This is a genomic window from Corallococcus sp. AB018, assembly GCF_003986945.1.
GTDB classification, from domain to species: Bacteria; Myxococcota; Myxococcia; order Myxococcales; family Myxococcaceae; genus Corallococcus; species Corallococcus exiguus.
The window spans coordinates 43,959-60,744 of sequence record NZ_RAWR01000006.1; the positions used below are offsets into that span (position 1 = coordinate 43,959).

The 16,786-nt window shown below is 71.1% G+C and carries 16 protein-coding genes; 10 read left to right on the plus strand and 6 right to left on the minus strand.

Going from position 1 to position 16,786, the window contains the following annotated elements:
* Window positions 1–5: 5 nt before the first annotated feature.
* From D7Y11_RS02425 to D7Y11_RS02440, 4 genes are read left to right on the plus strand one after another with little or no spacing between them, the layout of a single operon-like run.
* Window positions 6–803: a TadE/TadG family type IV pilus assembly protein gene (locus D7Y11_RS02425; RefSeq protein WP_121751587.1), complete on the plus strand. Its 798-nt coding sequence runs from the start codon at window positions 6–8 to the stop codon at window positions 801–803.
* The gene (locus D7Y11_RS02430; RefSeq protein WP_126932932.1) at window positions 782–2,320 is read left to right on the plus strand and encodes a pilus assembly protein TadG-related protein; all 1,539 of its coding nucleotides are present in this window, start codon (window positions 782–784) and stop codon (window positions 2,318–2,320) included. Before D7Y11_RS02425 ends, D7Y11_RS02430 begins: the two co-directional genes overlap by 22 nt.
* Complete coding sequence (locus tag D7Y11_RS02435) at window positions 2,320–3,303, plus strand: hypothetical protein (RefSeq protein ID WP_120575145.1); 984 nt, start codon at window positions 2,320–2,322, stop codon at window positions 3,301–3,303. The genes D7Y11_RS02430 and D7Y11_RS02435 overlap by 1 nt, the downstream gene beginning before the upstream one ends.
* A complete protein-coding gene (locus D7Y11_RS02440; RefSeq protein WP_120575144.1) occupies window positions 3,303–4,013 on the plus strand; it encodes a hypothetical protein in 711 nt (236 codons plus the stop codon). Before D7Y11_RS02435 ends, D7Y11_RS02440 begins: the two co-directional genes overlap by 1 nt.
* Here the strand turns inward: D7Y11_RS02440 and D7Y11_RS02445 are convergent, their stop codons facing one another.
* Both D7Y11_RS02445 and D7Y11_RS02450 read right to left on the minus strand, forming a co-directional pair.
* The gene (locus D7Y11_RS02445) at window positions 4,014–4,568 is read right to left on the minus strand and encodes a hypothetical protein (protein WP_169821335.1); all 555 of its coding nucleotides are present in this window, start codon (window positions 4,566–4,568) and stop codon (window positions 4,014–4,016) included.
* Between the two features lie 2 nt (window positions 4,569–4,570).
* Window positions 4,571–5,332 (minus strand): hypothetical protein, encoded by a 762-nt coding sequence (locus D7Y11_RS02450; protein WP_120575143.1) that lies wholly within the window; start codon window positions 5,330–5,332, stop codon window positions 4,571–4,573.
* 145 nt (window positions 5,333–5,477) lie between these two features.
* Between D7Y11_RS02450 and D7Y11_RS02455 the strand changes: the two genes are divergently transcribed.
* The gene (locus D7Y11_RS02455) at window positions 5,478–6,170 is read left to right on the plus strand and encodes a hypothetical protein (RefSeq protein WP_233596701.1); all 693 of its coding nucleotides are present in this window, start codon (window positions 5,478–5,480) and stop codon (window positions 6,168–6,170) included.
* Here D7Y11_RS02455 and D7Y11_RS02460 read toward each other — a convergent pair.
* From D7Y11_RS02460 to D7Y11_RS02470, 3 genes are all read right to left on the minus strand, one after another.
* Window positions 6,139–7,071 carry a hypothetical protein gene (locus tag D7Y11_RS02460; protein WP_126932933.1) on the minus strand — a complete coding sequence of 311 codons (933 nt, stop codon included), beginning with the start codon at window positions 7,069–7,071 and terminating at the stop codon, window positions 6,139–6,141. The two genes, D7Y11_RS02455 and D7Y11_RS02460, sit on opposite strands and share 32 nt — an antisense overlap.
* 82 nt (window positions 7,072–7,153) lie before the next feature.
* The gene (locus tag D7Y11_RS02465) at window positions 7,154–7,627 is read right to left on the minus strand and encodes a hypothetical protein (RefSeq protein ID WP_233607177.1); all 474 of its coding nucleotides are present in this window, start codon (window positions 7,625–7,627) and stop codon (window positions 7,154–7,156) included.
* Window positions 7,628–7,672: 45 nt separating this feature from the next.
* Window positions 7,673–9,436, minus strand: coding sequence for an ABC transporter ATP-binding protein (locus D7Y11_RS02470; protein WP_126932934.1), 1,764 nt, complete (start codon window positions 9,434–9,436; stop codon window positions 7,673–7,675).
* A gap of 159 nt (window positions 9,437–9,595) precedes the next feature.
* Between D7Y11_RS02470 and D7Y11_RS02475 the strand changes: the two genes are divergently transcribed.
* The 4 genes from D7Y11_RS02475 (at window position 9,596) to D7Y11_RS02490 (ending at window position 15,254) form a co-directional block, all read left to right on the plus strand.
* Window positions 9,596–10,036 carry a hypothetical protein gene (locus tag D7Y11_RS02475; RefSeq protein ID WP_120575140.1) on the plus strand — a complete coding sequence of 147 codons (441 nt, stop codon included), beginning with the start codon at window positions 9,596–9,598 and terminating at the stop codon, window positions 10,034–10,036.
* 127 nt (window positions 10,037–10,163) lie between these two features.
* Window positions 10,164–11,285: a molecular chaperone DnaJ gene (dnaJ, locus tag D7Y11_RS02480; RefSeq protein ID WP_121777540.1), complete on the plus strand. Its 1,122-nt coding sequence runs from the start codon at window positions 10,164–10,166 to the stop codon at window positions 11,283–11,285.
* 187 nt (window positions 11,286–11,472) lie between these two features.
* Window positions 11,473–13,617 (plus strand): penicillin-binding protein activator, encoded by a 2,145-nt coding sequence (locus D7Y11_RS02485; RefSeq protein ID WP_233596698.1) that lies wholly within the window; start codon window positions 11,473–11,475, stop codon window positions 13,615–13,617.
* Window positions 13,614–15,254: a WD40 repeat domain-containing protein gene (locus D7Y11_RS02490; protein WP_126932935.1), complete on the plus strand. Its 1,641-nt coding sequence runs from the start codon at window positions 13,614–13,616 to the stop codon at window positions 15,252–15,254. The genes D7Y11_RS02485 and D7Y11_RS02490 overlap by 4 nt, the downstream gene beginning before the upstream one ends.
* On the opposite strand, the gene D7Y11_RS02495 is transcribed toward D7Y11_RS02490, so the two are convergent.
* Window positions 15,248–15,940: an NAD-binding oxidoreductase gene (locus D7Y11_RS02495; RefSeq protein WP_120575135.1), complete on the minus strand. Its 693-nt coding sequence runs from the start codon at window positions 15,938–15,940 to the stop codon at window positions 15,248–15,250. The genes D7Y11_RS02490 and D7Y11_RS02495 overlap by 7 nt on opposite strands.
* A gap of 55 nt (window positions 15,941–15,995) precedes the next feature.
* Between D7Y11_RS02495 and D7Y11_RS02500 the strand changes: the two genes are divergently transcribed.
* Window positions 15,996–16,781, plus strand: a complete 786-nt coding sequence (locus D7Y11_RS02500; RefSeq protein WP_120575134.1) for a transglycosylase domain-containing protein — start codon at window positions 15,996–15,998, stop codon at window positions 16,779–16,781.
* Window positions 16,782–16,786: the final 5 nt, after the last annotated feature.

Genomic DNA, 16,786 nt, shown 5'->3' on the forward strand with positions numbered 1-16,786 from the left:
CCACTATGGCCTTCCCCCACCCCCAGCGTCGGAAGCACGAGTCCGGTCAGGCCGCAGTGGAAGCGGCGCTGTGCATGCCGCTCGTGGTGTTCATGGTGCTGGGCTCGCTGCAGCTCTTCATGCTGCTGCAGGGCCGCATCCTGGCGCAGGTGGCGGTGTACCGCGCGGTGCGCGCGGGCAGCCTCAACCACGGCAGCTGCGAGGCGATGACGCACGCGGCGCTGGTGACGATGCTGCCCACGGTGGAGCACACGCGCACGCCCGCGCAGCTGGCCAACGCCTTTGACGAGCGCAAGCGCAACTACCTGCGCGTGCGCGGCTCGCGGGGGACGCTCTTCACCGAAGGACCCATGGTGGAGATCGTCCGCGAGTCGCCGGATCCCGCCTGGGTGCGCAGCCTCGCGGGCGACGAGGACCTGCTGTTCGACGTGCCCACGGACTCCAATGCGGAGATGCAGCGGCGCACGCTCGAGATCCGCATGGTGGCCTGGTACTACATGCGCATCCCGTTCGCGGACTGGGTGATGAGCCGCATGTTCCTGGCCCAGTTCCACCTCAAGAACTACACGGACGCGAACCCGCTCAACCCGGCGCAGAAGCAGTCGGACTGGTGGGCGGACACCGACGTGGAGCTGGGGCCGGATGACTGGCCCGGCGGCGACCTGGGCGAGCGGATGCTGCGCTGGAACGCGCAGGGCCACTACCTGTTCCCCATCCAGGTCCACGCGGCCATGCGGATGATGACCCCGGTGAAGGCGTCGAACTTCAATGGAGGTGCCGGATGCAGCCTGCACGGCTTCTGAAGTCCGGCGCGCGCGGTCAGGCGCTGGTGCTGTTCTCGCTGACGTTCCTCCTGCTCACGCTGATGGTGCTGCTCACGCTGGGCTTCGGCATGCGCGCCAAGGAGCGCGTCGAAATCCAGATGGCGGCGGACGCGGCGGCCTACAGCCAGGCGGTGTCCACGGCGCGCACGTTCAACGCCATCGCGGTGATGAACCGCGCCCAGATTGCCCACATGGTGGCCATGGCGGGCACGCAGTCGATGATCAGCTTCGGCAGCCAGCAGTACGCCGCGCGGCAGACGTCCCCATGTGCCATGCCCGGCAACGACTGGTCCGCCCTGGACCAGGCGGCGGCCACGCAGGTGCAGATGCTGCAGGGGCGCGCGAGCTCCATGTTCCGCGCGGAGCTGGCCATCTACAACCATCTGGTGGGCACGCACCTGGCGAACCAGAACCTCACCCGGCTCATCGCCAAGGAGATCAACCCGGAGCTGGTCGCCCAGCCCGAGGGCGCCAACAAGTCCCTGGCGGAGGTGTCCGGCGGCGCGTCCTCCGGCTCCAGCTACGACGACCTGATGCAGCAGGAGAAGACGGGCTCGGTGCCGGCGACCTCCGGCGCGGTGATGCCCACGGGCGGAGGCCAGGGCACCGCCACGCTCAACGCCACCATGGGCAGCCTGGGCTGGACGTGGGTGCACAACCGGGGGAGCGGCAGCGCGGGCTTCGGCTCTGGCGCCGCCGCGCACAACCCGGGCTTCCATCACTACGGCAGCGCGTCCGCGATGGACTCCTCCACCTACCAGACCATCTCCGGCCGCAACTCGTGGGCGCACGACCACGGCCGCGCCGTCACCGGCATCTGCCCGGACGGGACCCCCTACACCGCCGGGGCGACGGACGCGTGGGTGATGTCCGACGAGCGCCAGTCCCTCGAGGACCAGCACGTCTACGGCGCGAAGGCGCCGCCCGGCCAGGGCGCGGAGAACAACACCACCGTGGATGAACGCCACACGCTGGGCGCCTGCGTGGTGTGCCCCGGCATCTGGCCTTATTCGGTGGGCTTCAACGCGGGGCTCCTGCACGGCAACGCCGACGAGAACGACTACGGCCAGCCCAAGCTGTACGCGATGCTCCACCGCGACTACGCCAGCGACGCGCGCCGCGCGAAGCCGGACCCCTGGAACCTGCTGTTCACCTTCAAGTTCGCGAACCAGGAGACGGAGTTCGACAACGCCGCGCCGCTCGGGCGCATCCTGCCCACCGGCCGCGAGGACGTGCAGCGCAACCAGGTGGCCCTGGCCGCGGGGCTCGCCTACTACCACCGGCCCCGGCCGGCGGCGGTGGGCGGCGGTTGGGAGGAGCCGCCCAACTTCCTCAACCCCTTCTGGCGCGCCACGCTGGTGAGCACCGAGGGCGCCCGCGACGACAAGCCCGCGAACAGCCTGCAGCAGGCGGGCTTCTCCGAGCACGCGGAAGCGCTGCGCCGCCTGGACAACGCCGGCTACCGGGGCGGCAGCAGCACGGGAGGGAAGTACTGATGCGCGCGCGCGCTTCCACGTCGCGCCGGGGACAGGCGCTCGTCGAGACGGCCCTGGGCTCCATGGTGTTCGTCACCATCCTCCTGTTCGGCATCTACTTCGCGGAGGTGGGCGCGCTGACGCTCAAGGTGCAGGAGGCCGCCAACTTCGCGCTGTGGGAGGCCACCGGGCACGTGATGCACAACCCGCAGGCCGGCGTCTTCCAGCGCGCCAACGCGGAGGCCCTGGCGTCGTCGGAGGCCGCGGGGCGCTACCAGGACTTCGACGGCCGGGCCAGCCACGCCAGCGGCGCGATGACCTTCCAGCTGGCCATCGCGCGCGCCACGCGGGTGAACGTGGACTGCGAGCCGACGCGGCCCGCGGGCAGCCCCGTGGGCATCCTGGGCACCCGCCCGGTGGACGCGGATCCAGGCTCGACGGCGCTGGGGCTGGCCATGGCCACCCAGTCCGACGGCATCTCCTGCAACGCCTCCACGACGTTGCGCGCGGAGCGGCTGGGCAACTTCATGGAGCCGGAGTTCTTCAAGGTGTCGCACCGGCTCGCCAGCGACCAGTTCCGCGTGTGCGCGGCGGGGCGCGCGTCGGGCGGGCGCTGCACCCGGCGCTTCTTCATGCTGCTGGATGACTGGGGCCTGTCCTCCGTGGCGGAGGGCCGTGAGTGCCCGCTCATGATCGACAGCGGGGGCACCTGCGGGAACGTGGACTACTACGGGTGGGCCGAGCGCGTGTACCGCGAGAACGGCGGCGGTGGGAGCGCCGGCGCCGCGCTGATGGCGGGCGTGGGCGCGGTGGGCGGCGTGAACGAGGACCAGTTCTTCATGAGCTTCCGCGGCTCGGAGAGCAACTACGAGCAGAGCATCGGTGGCTCGCACGCGGGCAACCAGACCGTCTGGGAGACCACCCCCTTCGTGGCGGACAACCTCTCCCCCACCTACCGGAACGACGGCCGGCGCAACAAATGGCTGGGAGGCGTGCCGCATTGATGCGCGCCGGGCGCGTGGCGGGAGCGGTGCTCTCGCTGCTGCTGGGGCTGTCCGCCCAGGCGGCTCCCGACGCGGGCGTGCCGGACGCGGGCGTGCAGCAGGCCGCGCCGCGCTTCGCGTGGCCCCGGCTCCAGGTCATCGCCCACGTGGAGTCCAGCGACATCGTGGAGGCGGGTGGCATCCCGGTGGCGCTGCGCGCGGTGCACGTGAAGGAGAACATCCGGGACCTGGTGCAGCGCTTCGCGGACGCGTTCCGCGACGGCGGCCTCTACGTGCCGCCCGGCAAGGAGCAGGCGCAGTACGCGAACAACGCGGCCATGCTCACCGCGTTGGATCCAAAGCGGCGCATCACCTACACCGTGGTGATGATGCCGCAGCCGGATGGCACCACCACGCTGTACCTGGGTGAGGCCAACCACGCGCTGGCGCGTCCACAGGAAGCGGCGGGGGACTTCGCGCCACTGCCGCCGCAAGCGAACGGCGTGCTGCGCGTCAACGCGGAGGGCTCACGCACGCTCACCTTCCAGGTGCCGCTCACGGGCCCGCAGGTGGACGCCTTCTACGACGACGCCCTGGCGAAGGCCGGGTGGAAGCGCGGCGATGAGCCCGGCCTGTACTCGCGGCCCGGCGCGGAGCTGCGGCTCACGCACCAGCCCTCCAAGGAGGGTCAGCGCGACGTGGTGCTCATCCACCAGCAGCGCGCGCGCTGATCAGGCGCGCAGCTTCTCGCGCAGCACCTTGGCGCGGCCCTGCATGTCGGGGTCCAGGCCGGTGAGCTCGATGGACTTCAGCCGCTGGTCCAGGCTCTTGGGCAGCTTCTTCTGGAGCGTGCCCGCCTCCTGGAGCGACTCCAGCTTCGCCAGCGCCTTGTCCACGATGCGCTCGCGCGGGTGGTCCAGGAGGCTGTCGAGGAAGTACGCGTCCTCGGGCAGGTCCGGATACTTCTCCAGGTAGTCCACCACGCCCTTCACCCAGTCCGCGCGCGTCTCCGACTCCTGCACCTTGCGCAGGGCGTCCTTCTGGGCCTTGCGCTTGCCTTCGGGGTCGAACGTCTTCGCGAGCCCTTCCGGCAGCTCGCCGCCGGTGAAGAGGGCGTCCGCGGCCGTCTTGTATTTCTGGTAGCTGGCGCTGCGCTCCAGCTTCTGCTGCGCCGGGTCGTCCTGGCGCGAGTGGTACTTGCTCTTGCCGCGCTGCGCGTCCAGCTCGCGGTAGGACTTGTTGCGCTTGCCGGTGAAGCCACCACCGTCGTTGTCGTCTCGGGCCATCTTCATCTCCCCTTGCGGGCGCGCCACAGCGCGACCAGTCCCCGCCGGACGAGGGTGCGCACCTGCGCCAGCTCCTCGGGGGCGAGGGGGTGCTCCTCGTCCTGCTCCGCCTCGAACAGCGCTTCCGTCACGTACTCCTGGAGGGCATCCGGCGCGGGCGGCGCATCCGGTTCCCTGTCCAGGGCCCTGGCATCCACGGCCGAGAGCCCCGGCGGCCAGCCCAGCTCCAGCATGGAGTGCAGCTCGAAGAGCAGGTGGCGGGCGACCCCATAACCTTCGTCCGTGAGGCCAGCGGCGTCAAGCGCACCCAGCAGGCTGTCCTGCCGGTTCTCGTAGGCATGCATCAGCCGCGTGCGCGCCTTGTCGTCGTCCTCCAGGTAACGCCAGGCGGCCTCCACGAATTCGCTGGAGGGGTCGTCCGGATGGAAGGGCGTGGGTGGCTGCAGCCGCTCCTTCTTCGGGCGCGGCGGGCGGGGGCCGTCCTCCGGCCGCACCGTCTTTCCCTCCAGCACCACGTCCCAGAGCCCCAGCAGGTTCTGGTACAGGCGGCGCGCCAGCTCCGGGTCCGGGAAGCGGGGCTCCCCGTCGAAGAGGGTGGGAATCACCTGGCCGGCATCGGCGCCTTCCGCGCGCGCCTCCTGCATGCGCTCGAGCACGTCGGCGGTGTCGCAGGGACTGCCAGCCAGCTCCAGCAGTCCGTCGAGCGTCTGTGCACCCTCGAACTGGCGGATGAAGTCGGGGGCTCGGTTCTTGGAACGGCTCATCGTGGAATGGACGGTAGGCACAAGGCGGGCATCCACGCACGGGGCAATCACACCGGAGCGGGCGTCGCTTCCGTTTCGGGCGCGGCGCCCCTACTCTGCGGCAGTCATGGCCGTGGAAACTTCGTCCGACCCCTTGAAGTCCGCGATGCAGGAACTCTACCGCGCTCGCGCGGTGGAAGGACCGCTGGGGGAGAACGGCCTGCGCACCGTCTGGCACCTGTCTCCCCAGGGCGCGGAGCTGATGTCCCTGGTGGACGAGGACGGCCGGGTGCGCCGCCAGGAGCTGACGCTCTTGGATGAACACTGCATCTGGGCCAGCGGACAGGGCGTGCGCACGGGCCGGGTGGAAGCCGGCGAGGCGCGGCCCGTGTCCACGGAGGTGCGCGCGGACCCGGAGCTGGTGCCGCAGCGGCTGGTGCGCGCCGCGCAGGCGCTCGCCACCTACGAGGGCCAGGACCGTTACATCCTGCACATGCAGCGCGTGCTGGCGCTCGCTCGCGAGGGGCTGGAGATGTCCAGCGTCACGTCGCCAGAGCACCTGGCGGACCCGTCAGGCCGCAACCCCGGCACGCGGGACACCGTCGCCACCCGGACCGTGACCTTCACGCCGGTGGCGCCGCCTCCGCGCGAAGCCGCTCCCGCCGCCGTCGCTTCAGCGCCCGCGCCGCGGGTGGCCCCGGAGCCGGAGCCGCTGGTGCTGCGGCACGGTCAGCCGCTGCCCAACGAGGTCCTGCCCCCGGTGGTGCGCAAGTCGGAGGGGCTGGTGATGGTGGCCGTCTTCGGCTTCGCCGTCGTGGTGGGGCTCGTCATGCTGTACGTGCTGACGCGGGGAAGCTGAGCCGCACGGGCGAGCGCTCGCCCATCAGGTGTGTCACGTCCGCGTCGGTGGGAACGGGGCCGGACGTCCTGCGGCCGGTGGTGACGCGCTCCGGGCCCAGCGTGGTGTGCAGCGGGTGCGCGTCCAGCACCAGCAGCACGGCCACCGCGGCGGTGAGCACCAGGCCGCCCACCCAATCCAGCGCGCGGGTCCGCCGGGCCTCCGCCGCTCGGTACGTCATCAGCCAGGCGCAGCCCAGCACCAACAGGCAGGAGAAGCAGCTCCAGCGCACCGTGCGCAGCCGCGCCGCCTGCGCCATGCCCTCCGCCATCAGGTCCGGGCGGAGCGCGCCGGGAGCCCGAGACAGCCGGGACAGCAGCGTGAAGAGGTGGTGCGCCTCCAGCGTGCCCACCACCGCCATGCCCGCCAGCGCCGCGGACACCAGGCTGCCCAGCAGCAGGCTGCGGCGCGTGTTGTCGTGGACCACGCGCGCCGTGTTGTAGCGCGCCATGCCCAGCGCCACCGACAGCGCGCCCAGCAGCACCGCGCTCGTCCAGGCCCCCAGCAGCCGGGGCGCCATCGCCTTGCCCAGGCCCGCCGTCAACGCGATGCCCGCGTCCGTGGCGGACACCATCGGCAGCGCCACCTGCATCCGCTCCAGCGCCACCTCCGTGCCCAAGAGCCCCAGCGTCCACGGCACCGTCGCCATGCCCACCATCACCGCCAGCGGCACCGTGCGGCCCATCAGCGTGGAGCCCGTCGCCAGCATGAGCAGGGGCACCTCCACCACCAGCGTCAGCACCAGCAGCGCCGCGAAGGGCCCCGCGGAGCTCACCACGCTCATCAGGCCGGCGGGACTGCCCAGGAGCACCGGCAGCGTGCTCCCCAGCACGCACACCGTGGTGGGGACGGCCAACGCCACGACGAACGGCCCGGGCGCGACGTGAGGTCTGACTGGAACAAGCATTTCCAGTGAGAATAGGGGGTCTGTGATTCCTTGTAATTCAGACGGGGGGACGGCCCACGAGCCAGTACACGACAGAGCAGACGGCGCCGGCCACGGGAGCCAGCACGATGCTCCAGAGAAGTGTCTGGCCGCAGTCCGCGCCTTCGCAGCCGATGCGCCCGTAGGCGAGCACGCCGCCGGTGAGCATGGGCAGGTGCATGCCCGCGATGAACAGGCCCAGGCCGCGCAGCACGAGCCCCCGGTACCAGGGCCGCGTCCACAGCCGGAAGACGAGCGGGACGAGCACCAGCGTGCTGGTGAACGCGGCGGCCAGCGCGAAGTGCCGGGCGGCCACCGCGACGCACGCGCCCGCGGCCAGCAGCAGGGCGGGCACCAGCAGGAGCGCGTTGAGCGACAGCGGCTCTCGTTCGCGGGGCGGCGTCTGGGGCATGGGCCAGGGCGGAAGGCTCGCAGGGCGTGCCCGGTCGCGCAAGGTCAGCGATGGCGTGGAGCGAATGGGCACGGGACCCATGAACACCCCTTCGGAAGCGAAGGCCATGGCCCCGCGGGGCGGCGTTCAGGCGGCGACGGCGCCTTCGCCCAACAGGCGCGCATAGCGGCCCCGCAGCGCGAGCAGCTGCTCGTGCGTGCCGGCCTCCACCACCTGTCCGCCCTCCACCACGGCGATGAGGTCCGCGTCGCGCACGGTGCTGAGGCGGTGCGCGATGACCAGCACCGTGCGGCCCTTCATCAGCGCCTGGAGCCCCGCGCCCACCGCCGCCTCGCTGGTGGCGTCCAGGGCGCTCGTGGGCTCATCCAGCAGCAGCAGTGACGGGCGGCGCAGGAACGCGCGCGCCAGTGCCAGCCGCTGCCGTTGTCCGCCGGACAGGCGGCTGCCCCGCTCGCCCACGGGCTCATCCAGGCCGCCGGGCAGCGCCCGCACGAAGTCCTCCGCGTGCGCCAGCCGCAGCGCTTCCCACAGCGCGTCGTCCGTCGCGTCCGGCTGGCCCAGGCGCAGGTTGTGGCGCACGGTGCCGGAGAAGAGCACCGGCTCCTGCGGCACCCACGCCATCTGCGCGCGCACGCTGGACGCCTTGAGCGAGGACAGCGGCACGCCGTCCCACTTCACTTCACCGCCGCTCGGCGGCAGGAAGCCCAGCAGCACGGAGAACAACGTCGTCTTGCCCGCGCCGGACGGGCCCACCAGCGCCACGCGCGCGCCGGCGGGAATCGTCAGGTCCACGCCCTTCAGGGCCTCGCGTCCGTCCGAGTAGGTGGCGCGCACGCCGGACAGCTCCAGGGCGCGCGACAGGGGAGGGGCCTCCGCGCCCACGTCCGGTGGCACCGGCGAGTCCGCGAGGGAGAACAGGCGCTCCGCCGCCGCCAGCCCGGTGAGCACCTGGGACAGCGTGCCGCTCAGTGACTTCACCGGCTGGTAGAGCAGCAGCGCCGCCGCCATGAAGGACAGGAGCCGCCCGGCCAGCGTCGGGTCCATGGACACCGCGCGAGCGCCCCACGCCACCGCCACCGCCACGCCGACGATGCCCAACAGCTCCACCGTGGGGCTGAAGGCGCCGCGGATGAAGAGCGAGCGGCGCATCTCCGTGAGGTACGCTTCCGCCTCCGCGTCGAAGGACTCCAGCGCGCGGGGTACCGTGCCGTAGGCCTGCACCACGGGGAGGTTCTGCAGCTGCTCGGCGGTGATGGCGCTGAGCGCGCCCAGGTTGGCCTGCGAGCGGGTGGCCACCTTCTTGAGCGACCGCGCGAAGCGGCTCACCGGCACCACCGTCACGGGCACGACGACGAACGTGAAGAGAAAGAGTTTCGCGTCGATGAGGAAGCAGGTCGCCAGCAGTGCGCAAATCTGGAGCCCATCCCTTACGTACGATGACAGCGCCTGGGTGACGGAGAACTCCACCAGGGGTACGTCCGAGGTGAACCGGGAGACAAGTTCGCCAGAGTGGCGCTGCTCGAAGAAAGCCGGAGGCTGGGCGAGCAGGCGGCCATAGAGGAAGCCCCTCAGGTCGGCCATCACCCGCTGGCCCAACCGCTGCATCAGGCCCCCCTGAAGGAACTGGGCGGTGGCCTTCACCAGCGCCACCGCGACGACCAGTAGGGGCAGCCGGGACAGCAGGGCCTCCGGCGCCAGGGTCATCCCCGCGACGGTGACGGGGGCGCCGGTGAGGACGGCGCGCAGCAGGGGCCCGACGATCCACGCGTACGCGGCGGTAGCGGCCGCGGCGGTGAGCGAGGCGAGCGTGCCCGCGAGAAGCAACCGGCGGTACGGGCTCAGGTAGCCCAGGAGCCGGCGATAGACGTGCGCGGAGGGACGGGGGGCCACGGGAGGGGGCGCACTCTGTCACCGAGGCGACGGTGTCGTCCAAGTGAAAGGGAAGTGGGAAGCGCGCGTGCATGGCCGCCCGCCCCACGGCCGGTCAGGGAGCGCTCGCGCCCGCCTGCGTTGCCGCATCCCACACACGCGGACAGCTTGAGATGCGCCATGGAAACCAACACTGAGAAAGAAGTCCTGTTCAATCCCGGCTGCGAGTCGGTCGTGGATGACGAAGATCGCCGCCGTCTGCTCTGGCTGATGGCCGAGTACTTCCGGACCATTGGTTACTCGGACATCAAGGCCCGGCTCCCTGGCTTCATGCCGCCGCCCGTGCTCTCCGGAACCATCGAGGACCACCGGCCGGACTTCACCTGTCGCCAGTCCGACTCCGCCCGCACGCCCATCATCCTGGAGATCGTCACCCCGGGCATGGTGGATGATCCGACCGCGGAGAACCGCTGGAGCCTGCTGGCGAGCGCCGCGAAGCTCTACAACGCGGAGCTGCACTTCGTGGTCCCCAAGTGGTCCATGAACGGCCCCGTGGACCCGGCCCTCAAGCGCCGGCTCGCCCGCATGGAGCTGACGGTCAACCGTGTCTGGACCGTGTAGCGGCAGACCCCCTGCGTCACACAGGGTTGGACCCCGGCCTGGATTGCTGGCGTGTTTCGCTGCGTTATAGTGACTCCGATTCTCTACGCAGCTTGAAAACGCCAGCAAATTCCAGGGGTTCGATTCAATGGCAGGGGCCGCAGGGCAGAAGCGCGACTACTACGAAGTCCTCGGCGTCCAGAAGAGCGTTACGGCGCAGGACCTGAAAAGCGCGTTCCGGAAGGTCGCGTTGCAGTACCACCCGGACCGCAACCCCGGGAACCACGAGGCCGAGGAGAAGTTCAAGGAAGCCTCGGAGGCCTACGAGGTCCTGAGCGATCCAGACAGGCGCACGAAGTACGACCGTTTCGGACACGCGGGCAATCCCTTCGGGGACGCGGGCGGCGGCTTCCAGGGCGTCAACATCAACGACATCTTCGGAGAGATTTTCGGCGACATCTTCGGGGGGGGCGGCGGGCGTGGCCGGCAGCGTCAGAGCCGGGGCGCGGACCTGCGCTACAACCTGGAGATCAGCTTCGAGGAGGCGGCGTTCGGCTGCCGCCCGAAGGTGACCATCCCGCGTCCGAAGAAGTGCGAGACCTGCTCCGGCTCCGGCAGCAAGAGCGGCGCGGCGCCCCGGCAGTGCGCGGCGTGCGGCGGCAGCGGGGAGCTGCGCTACTCGCAGGGCTTCTTCGCGGTGTCCCGGCCGTGCGGTGACTGCGGCGGTTCGGGCGCCACCATTCCGGATCCGTGCGCCAAGTGCAGGGGCTCCGGGAAGACGCCGTCGGAAGAGGTCATCGAGGTCGCCATCCCGGGCGGCGTGGACAACGGCACGCGCGTGCGTTTGTCCGGCATGGGTGAGCCGGGAGACCGGGGCGCGCCCCCGGGTGACCTGTACGTGACGGTCATCGTGCGCGAGCACCCGCTGTTCCAGCGCGAGGAGTACGAGGTCTTCTGCGAGGTGCCGGTGTCCTTCACGCAGGCGGCGCTGGGCGCGAAGATCGACGTGCCCACGCTGGACGGCAAGGTGAAGATGACCATTCCGCAGGGGACCCAGTCCGGCAAGGTGTTCCGCCTGAAGGGCAAGGGCATCCCGCACCTGCACAGCCAGCAGCGCGGGGATCAGCACGTGCGCGTCATCATCGAAACGCCCACGGAGCTGTCCTCCAAGCAGCGCGAGCTGCTGGAGCGCTTCGCGGAGGTGTCCGGCGAGGAGACCCATCCCCAGTCGAAGTCCTTCTTCGACAAGGTGAAGGAACTCTTCGGCTAGGTGGCCGGGCGTGCGGCCGGGGCCACGCGGCGGCGTGGCTCCGGGGCCGCACGGAGTGGGGAGGGCAGGGGTTTCCCCTCGGTGACGCACGCGGGCATGCGCGGTGCACTGAAGCGGACGTTCCAGGGGAATCTTCCCCCCGCTCAAGTGTCGACGGAGCCGCACCCGCGCTGCTATGCACCTCGCCATGGAAGTCCTCTCCGCATCGCGCCGCGCGCTCGTCGCCGCGCTGGCCCTGACGTTGACCGCCTGCCCCAAGACGCCTTCCCGTACTGACAGCCGGGACGACACCTCCGGGGGTGACTCCACCCAGCCCGATCGCCCGCGCGTGGAGGTGAAGCAGGACGCCACCGCGAACGCCGCGCTCGCGCAGGCCCGCACCCAGGCGCAGTCGAACCCGGACAAGAAGCAGGCCGCGGAGGCCTACCTGTCCGTGCGCAAGGCGTACCCCGCCACCACCGCCGGCCAGGACGCGCTCTACAACGCGGGCGTCCTCTACTTCGAGGCGAGGGACTACGCGAACGCGCGCAAGAGCTTCAACGAGCTGCTCTTCGAGAACCCCCTCTACGCCCAGGCCGATGACGCCAAGCACAAGCTGGCCGTCTCCGCCATGGAGGTGGGCGCCTACCGCGACGCGTACCAGACGCTCACCAGCCTGGCGGAGCGCGCGGAGGGCGCGGAGAAGGAGCAGCTGCTGAGGGAGGCCGCGCGCGCGGCGGAAGGCGCGGGCCTGTACACGCAGGCGCTGTCCTCCGCGGTGAAGGAAGCGGGCGACGCCCGGACGGATGAGGAGAAGGCCGCCGCGGTGAAGAAGGTGGAGCAGCTGGTGGAGGGCCGCGCCAGCTTCCTCGACATCGCCCGCGTGCAGGAGGGGCTGTCCCCGTCCAACCCCGCGTGGCCGGTGCTCCAGTTCAAGCTGGCGCGCATCTACTACCACCTGCGCGACTGGTCCCGCCTGGAGGAGACGCTCCAGACGTTCCTGCGAGATGCGCCCAACAGCACCTTCGCGCCGCAGGCCAAGGAGCTGCTCGCGCGCGCCACCCGCCGCGTGGAGGTGCGTCCGCGCACCGTGGCGGTGCTGCTGCCCATGTCGGGCCGCTACCAGCCCATCGGCGAGGCGGTGCTGCGCGGCGTGAAGCTGGGCCTGCAGGGCAGCGACATCGAGCTGGTGGTGAAGGACACGCAGGGCGACGTCAACAAGACGGGCACGGCGATGGAGCAGCTCGCGTTCGACGACGGCGCCATCGCGGCCCTGGGCCCGCTGCTGGTGGACGACACCAAGCGCGCGGCGCTGCTGGCGGAGGAGCTCCAGGTGCCGCTGCTGACGCTGAGCCGTCAGGAGGGCATCACGGACATTGGCCCGTACGTCTTCCGCAACATGCTGACGAACTCCGCGCAGGCGCGCGCCATCGCGGACTACGCGATGAACGTGAAGGGCTACAAGCGCTTCGCGGTGCTCTACCCGAACATCCCCTACGGTGTGGAGCTGGCGAACGAGTTCTGGGACGACGTGGTGTCACGCGGCGGCGTGATGCGCGGCGCGGAGTCGTACTCGTACGACCAGACCACGTTCACCGGTGAAGCGAAGCGCCTGGTGGGCCGCTACTACCTGGAGGACCGCGGCGACTACGCGGAGGCCGTGCGCGACGTGCAGGGCGAGAAGATCACGGACGCGTACCGCCGCCGCAAGGCCATGGAGAAGGCACGCAGCGGCGTGGAGCCCATCATCGACTTCGAGGGCCTCTTCATCCCGGACGACTGGCGCCGGGTGAGCCTGGTGACGCCCGCGCTCGCGGTGGAGGACATCGTCACCAACGCGTGCGACCCGCGCGACCTGGAGCGCATCCGCAAGACGACGGGCAAGAAGGACCTGAAGACCGTCACGCTCTTCGGCACCAACCAGTGGTCCAGCCCCAAGGGCCGCTCGGGCCTGCCGGAGCTCCTGGAGCGCGGCGGCAAGTTCGTCACCTGCTCGGTGTACGTGGACGGCTTCTTCGTGGACTCGCAGCGGCCAGCCACGCAGAAGTTCGTGAAGAGCTACCGCGACGCGTACCGCGAGACGGGCCGCGACCCGGGCCTGCTGGAGGCCATCGGCTACGACTCGGCGCGCATGGTGCGGCAGGTGCTGGACAAGCAGCGGCCCAACACGCGCGCGGCGATGCGCGAGGCCCTGGCGGGACTGAAGGACTTCGACGGCGCCACCGGCCGCACCTCGTTCAACGACAAGCGTGAAGCGGACAAGCAGCTGTTCCTGCTGTCCGTGGACAACAAGGGCGTGAACGAGATCAACGTGGACAAGGAGAAGGCCGCCGTCCGCGGGTCGGGTTCATGAGACAGCGCACCGGGGGCTTCGTCCTCGCGGGCGTGCTGACGCTCACGGGCTGCGCGCACACCGCCGTGGGCCTGGCGCCGGACACGCTGGGGCGGTTGGAGTCCACGTCCGGAGGCTTCCTCTCCGGCACGGTGGAGGGCTTCGACGCGGAACCCACCGTCCTCAACCGCAAGGACTTCATCTGGGCGCTGGACTTCGCGCCGCGCGGCCAGCGCGTGGCGTACACGCGCCTGGGGGACAAGGCGTACCACGTCTCCATCTGGGACCTGTCGCCCGCCGCGGCGAAGTCCGGTGACGCCCGCGCGCCGGTGATGCGCGCGGATCCCTCGGTCAACGTCCAGCAGTACGACCTGGAGGGCGTGACATTCTCGCCGGATGGCTCGCGCGTGGCCACGGTGAGCCGCAGCGGCGCGGTGCAGCTCTTCGACGCGGCGACGGGCTCGCAGGTGGTGGCGCTCGCCACGGAGGAGCCGCTGGTGTCGGTGGCCTTCCACCCGGATGGCAAGTGGCTGGCGGTGGGCAGCGCGCAGGGCCTGGTGTCCCTGCTGTCCGTGCCGGAGCTGTCGTTCGGCGCGGAGGCGCGGCTGCACGTGGGGCCGGTGAGCGCGCTGGCGTTCGCGGCGGACGGGACGCTGTACTCGGGCGGCTGGGACGGGCACGTGCGCGCGTCGGACACGCCGGAGCAGGTGCTGAAGCCGGATGTGGCGCGCACGCACTTCGAGCGGCGCGGCGGCTTCGCTGCGGTGCAGGGCCGCGTGGACAGCGGGCCGCCGGTGGTGCTGGCGCTGGATTCGCGCACGCCGGTGGTGGTGCTCACCACGGCGGCGGCCACGGCGTCCGGTATCGACGTGGCGTTCCTGAAGGACACCGTCACCGTGCCGGGCGCGCTGGGCAACACCGTGGCGCGGCTGTCGCGTGGACGCACGCTGCGCTTCAAGCAGCTGACGCTGCCGGGCGTGGACGTGGCGGTGTGTGACGCGTGCGTGCCGCAGGGCAGCCAGGGCGTGCTGGGCGCGCCCTTCGCCGAGCGCGTGGACACGGTCTTCGACGAGACGACGGCGGAGGCGGTGCTCACGCTCAAGGGCGGCGCTCCGGAAGGGGCGAGCACGGCGATGGCACGGGCGCTCTCGCCTCGGCTGGACTTCACCTTCCCGGCGCACGTCAACGACGTCACCGTGGACGCGCGGGGAAAGCGGCTGGGCGTGGCCTTCAGCCAGGAGAAGGCGGAGCGCAACCGCACGGTGTACGAGCGCGAGCGCAAGGGCATCCAGGAGCCCCAGGGCCCGTGGAACGCGGGCGCGCTGGTGGACGCGGCCTCCGGTCAGGTGCTGCGCAAGTGGGAGCTGCACCACGGCGTGGTGTCCACCGCTGCCATCGCGCCGGATGGGCGCTCGCTGGCGTCGGGCGGATGGGACCGGCGCGTGTATCTCTTCGCCGAGGGCGCGCCGGAAGCGGCGGGTGAGCTGGAGTTCGGCTGGTCCGTGCGGCGCGTGCGCTTCTCGCCAGAGGGGCATCAACTGGGCGTGGCCGCGTGGACGCCGCAGAAGGCCACCGGCAGCCAGGAGAGCGACCCGGCGGCGGTGGTGGTGGGCGTGCGCTACGCGTCCCCCGCGGTCGAGGCGCGCGCGGCTCAGTAGTTGAGGAACACGGCGCTGCGCGGAACGCCGCGCTGGGCCAGCTGGGCCATCACGTCCTGCACCATGTCCGACGGGCCGCACACGAACGCGATGGCGTGTTCCAGCGGCTCCTCGCCCAGGTGGGCCTGCACGTAGCCGGTGAGGCCCTGCCAGCCGCTGGCGCCGGGGCGGCTCACGGTGCACAGCACGCGCACGCCGTCCTCCAGCCACTGCTGCAGTTCGTGCTGGTAGGCGAAGCCGCCCGCCGTGCGCGCGCCGAAGTACAGCGTCACCCGGCCATACGCGCCGCGCTCCTGTCGCACGGCGGCGATGACGGGGCGGATGGCGGAGATGCCGGAGCCGCTGGCGAACAGCAGCAGGTCGCGGCCGCGCGCCTTCTCCATGGGGAAGCCGGGGCCCGCCGGACGCGTCACCTCCACGTGCGCGCCCAGCGGCAGGTGCAGGAGCGCGGACGGCAGCGTGCCTTCGTCCTTGAGGAGGAACTCCCACCGCGTGCTGTTGAGGGCGGGCGGCGAGGCGATGGCGAACATGCCCGGCTGCCCACCGGGAAGGCGCAGCTGCACGTACTGTCCCGGATGGGCGTGCGAGCCCACGAGCGGCGTCCCGCCGATGTCGAGCACCCAATCGGTGAGGCCATCCGCCGCGGGGGTGCGGGCGGTGACGGTGGCTGTGTGCCAGTCGCTCATGGGGACTTTCTAACCCGTCCTCCTGGCACGTGCCTGCCCTGCTAGAGTCGTGCCCGTGAAGACCGTGTTCTGGCTGTTCATGTTCCTCGTCGGCCTGGCCGGCGTGGTGATTCCGATCACGTACCTCTACACGGCCAGCAAGCTGCCGCGGCTGGAGAGCGAGTTCGACGTCGAGAGCCAGCTGCGCCATCGCATCGAGGGCGACCGGATGAGTGTCCTGGCCGGCCGGATGGACCAGGGCATCCGGGACCGCTCGGCGGTGACGTTCACGCGGCCGGACTTCTCGCGGATGCCCAAGGACCTGGTGGCGCTCTACATCCGCCAGATTGAGTGCCCCACCTATTTCCAGACGCCGCGCGAGGATGGGCGCGCGTGGGCGTGGCGCCTGTTCGCCGGCGTGACGTTGGGCACGGCGCCTCCAGGGGACGGGGCCTGCGAGCGGCGGCTGGCCATGCGCATCGCGCGGGAGATGGGCATCGAGGGAGACCTGCAGCTGTCCGTGGCCGCGCACAGACTGCACGCCTTCTTCCAGAAGGATCAGCTCGTCGCGTACGACCTGTCCATCATCCGCTTCGAGCGCGGCGTCGTCGGCGTGGAGGACGCGGCCCGCAAGCTCTTCCACCGCGAGCTGGGAGAGCTCCAGTTGTCGGAGCTGGCGGAGCTGCAGCTCGCGCTGCCGCCGTACGGGTATTACGGCGACATCAAGGCGTGCAAGAACGCGGGCCTCATCCGGCAGAACCGCGACATGCTGTTGCAGGACCTGGCGGGCTACGCGCTGGTGAGCGAGGAGCGCGCGCGCAACGCCATCGCGCAGCCGGTGGCGTGCGTGTCGGTGAAGTAGCGGGC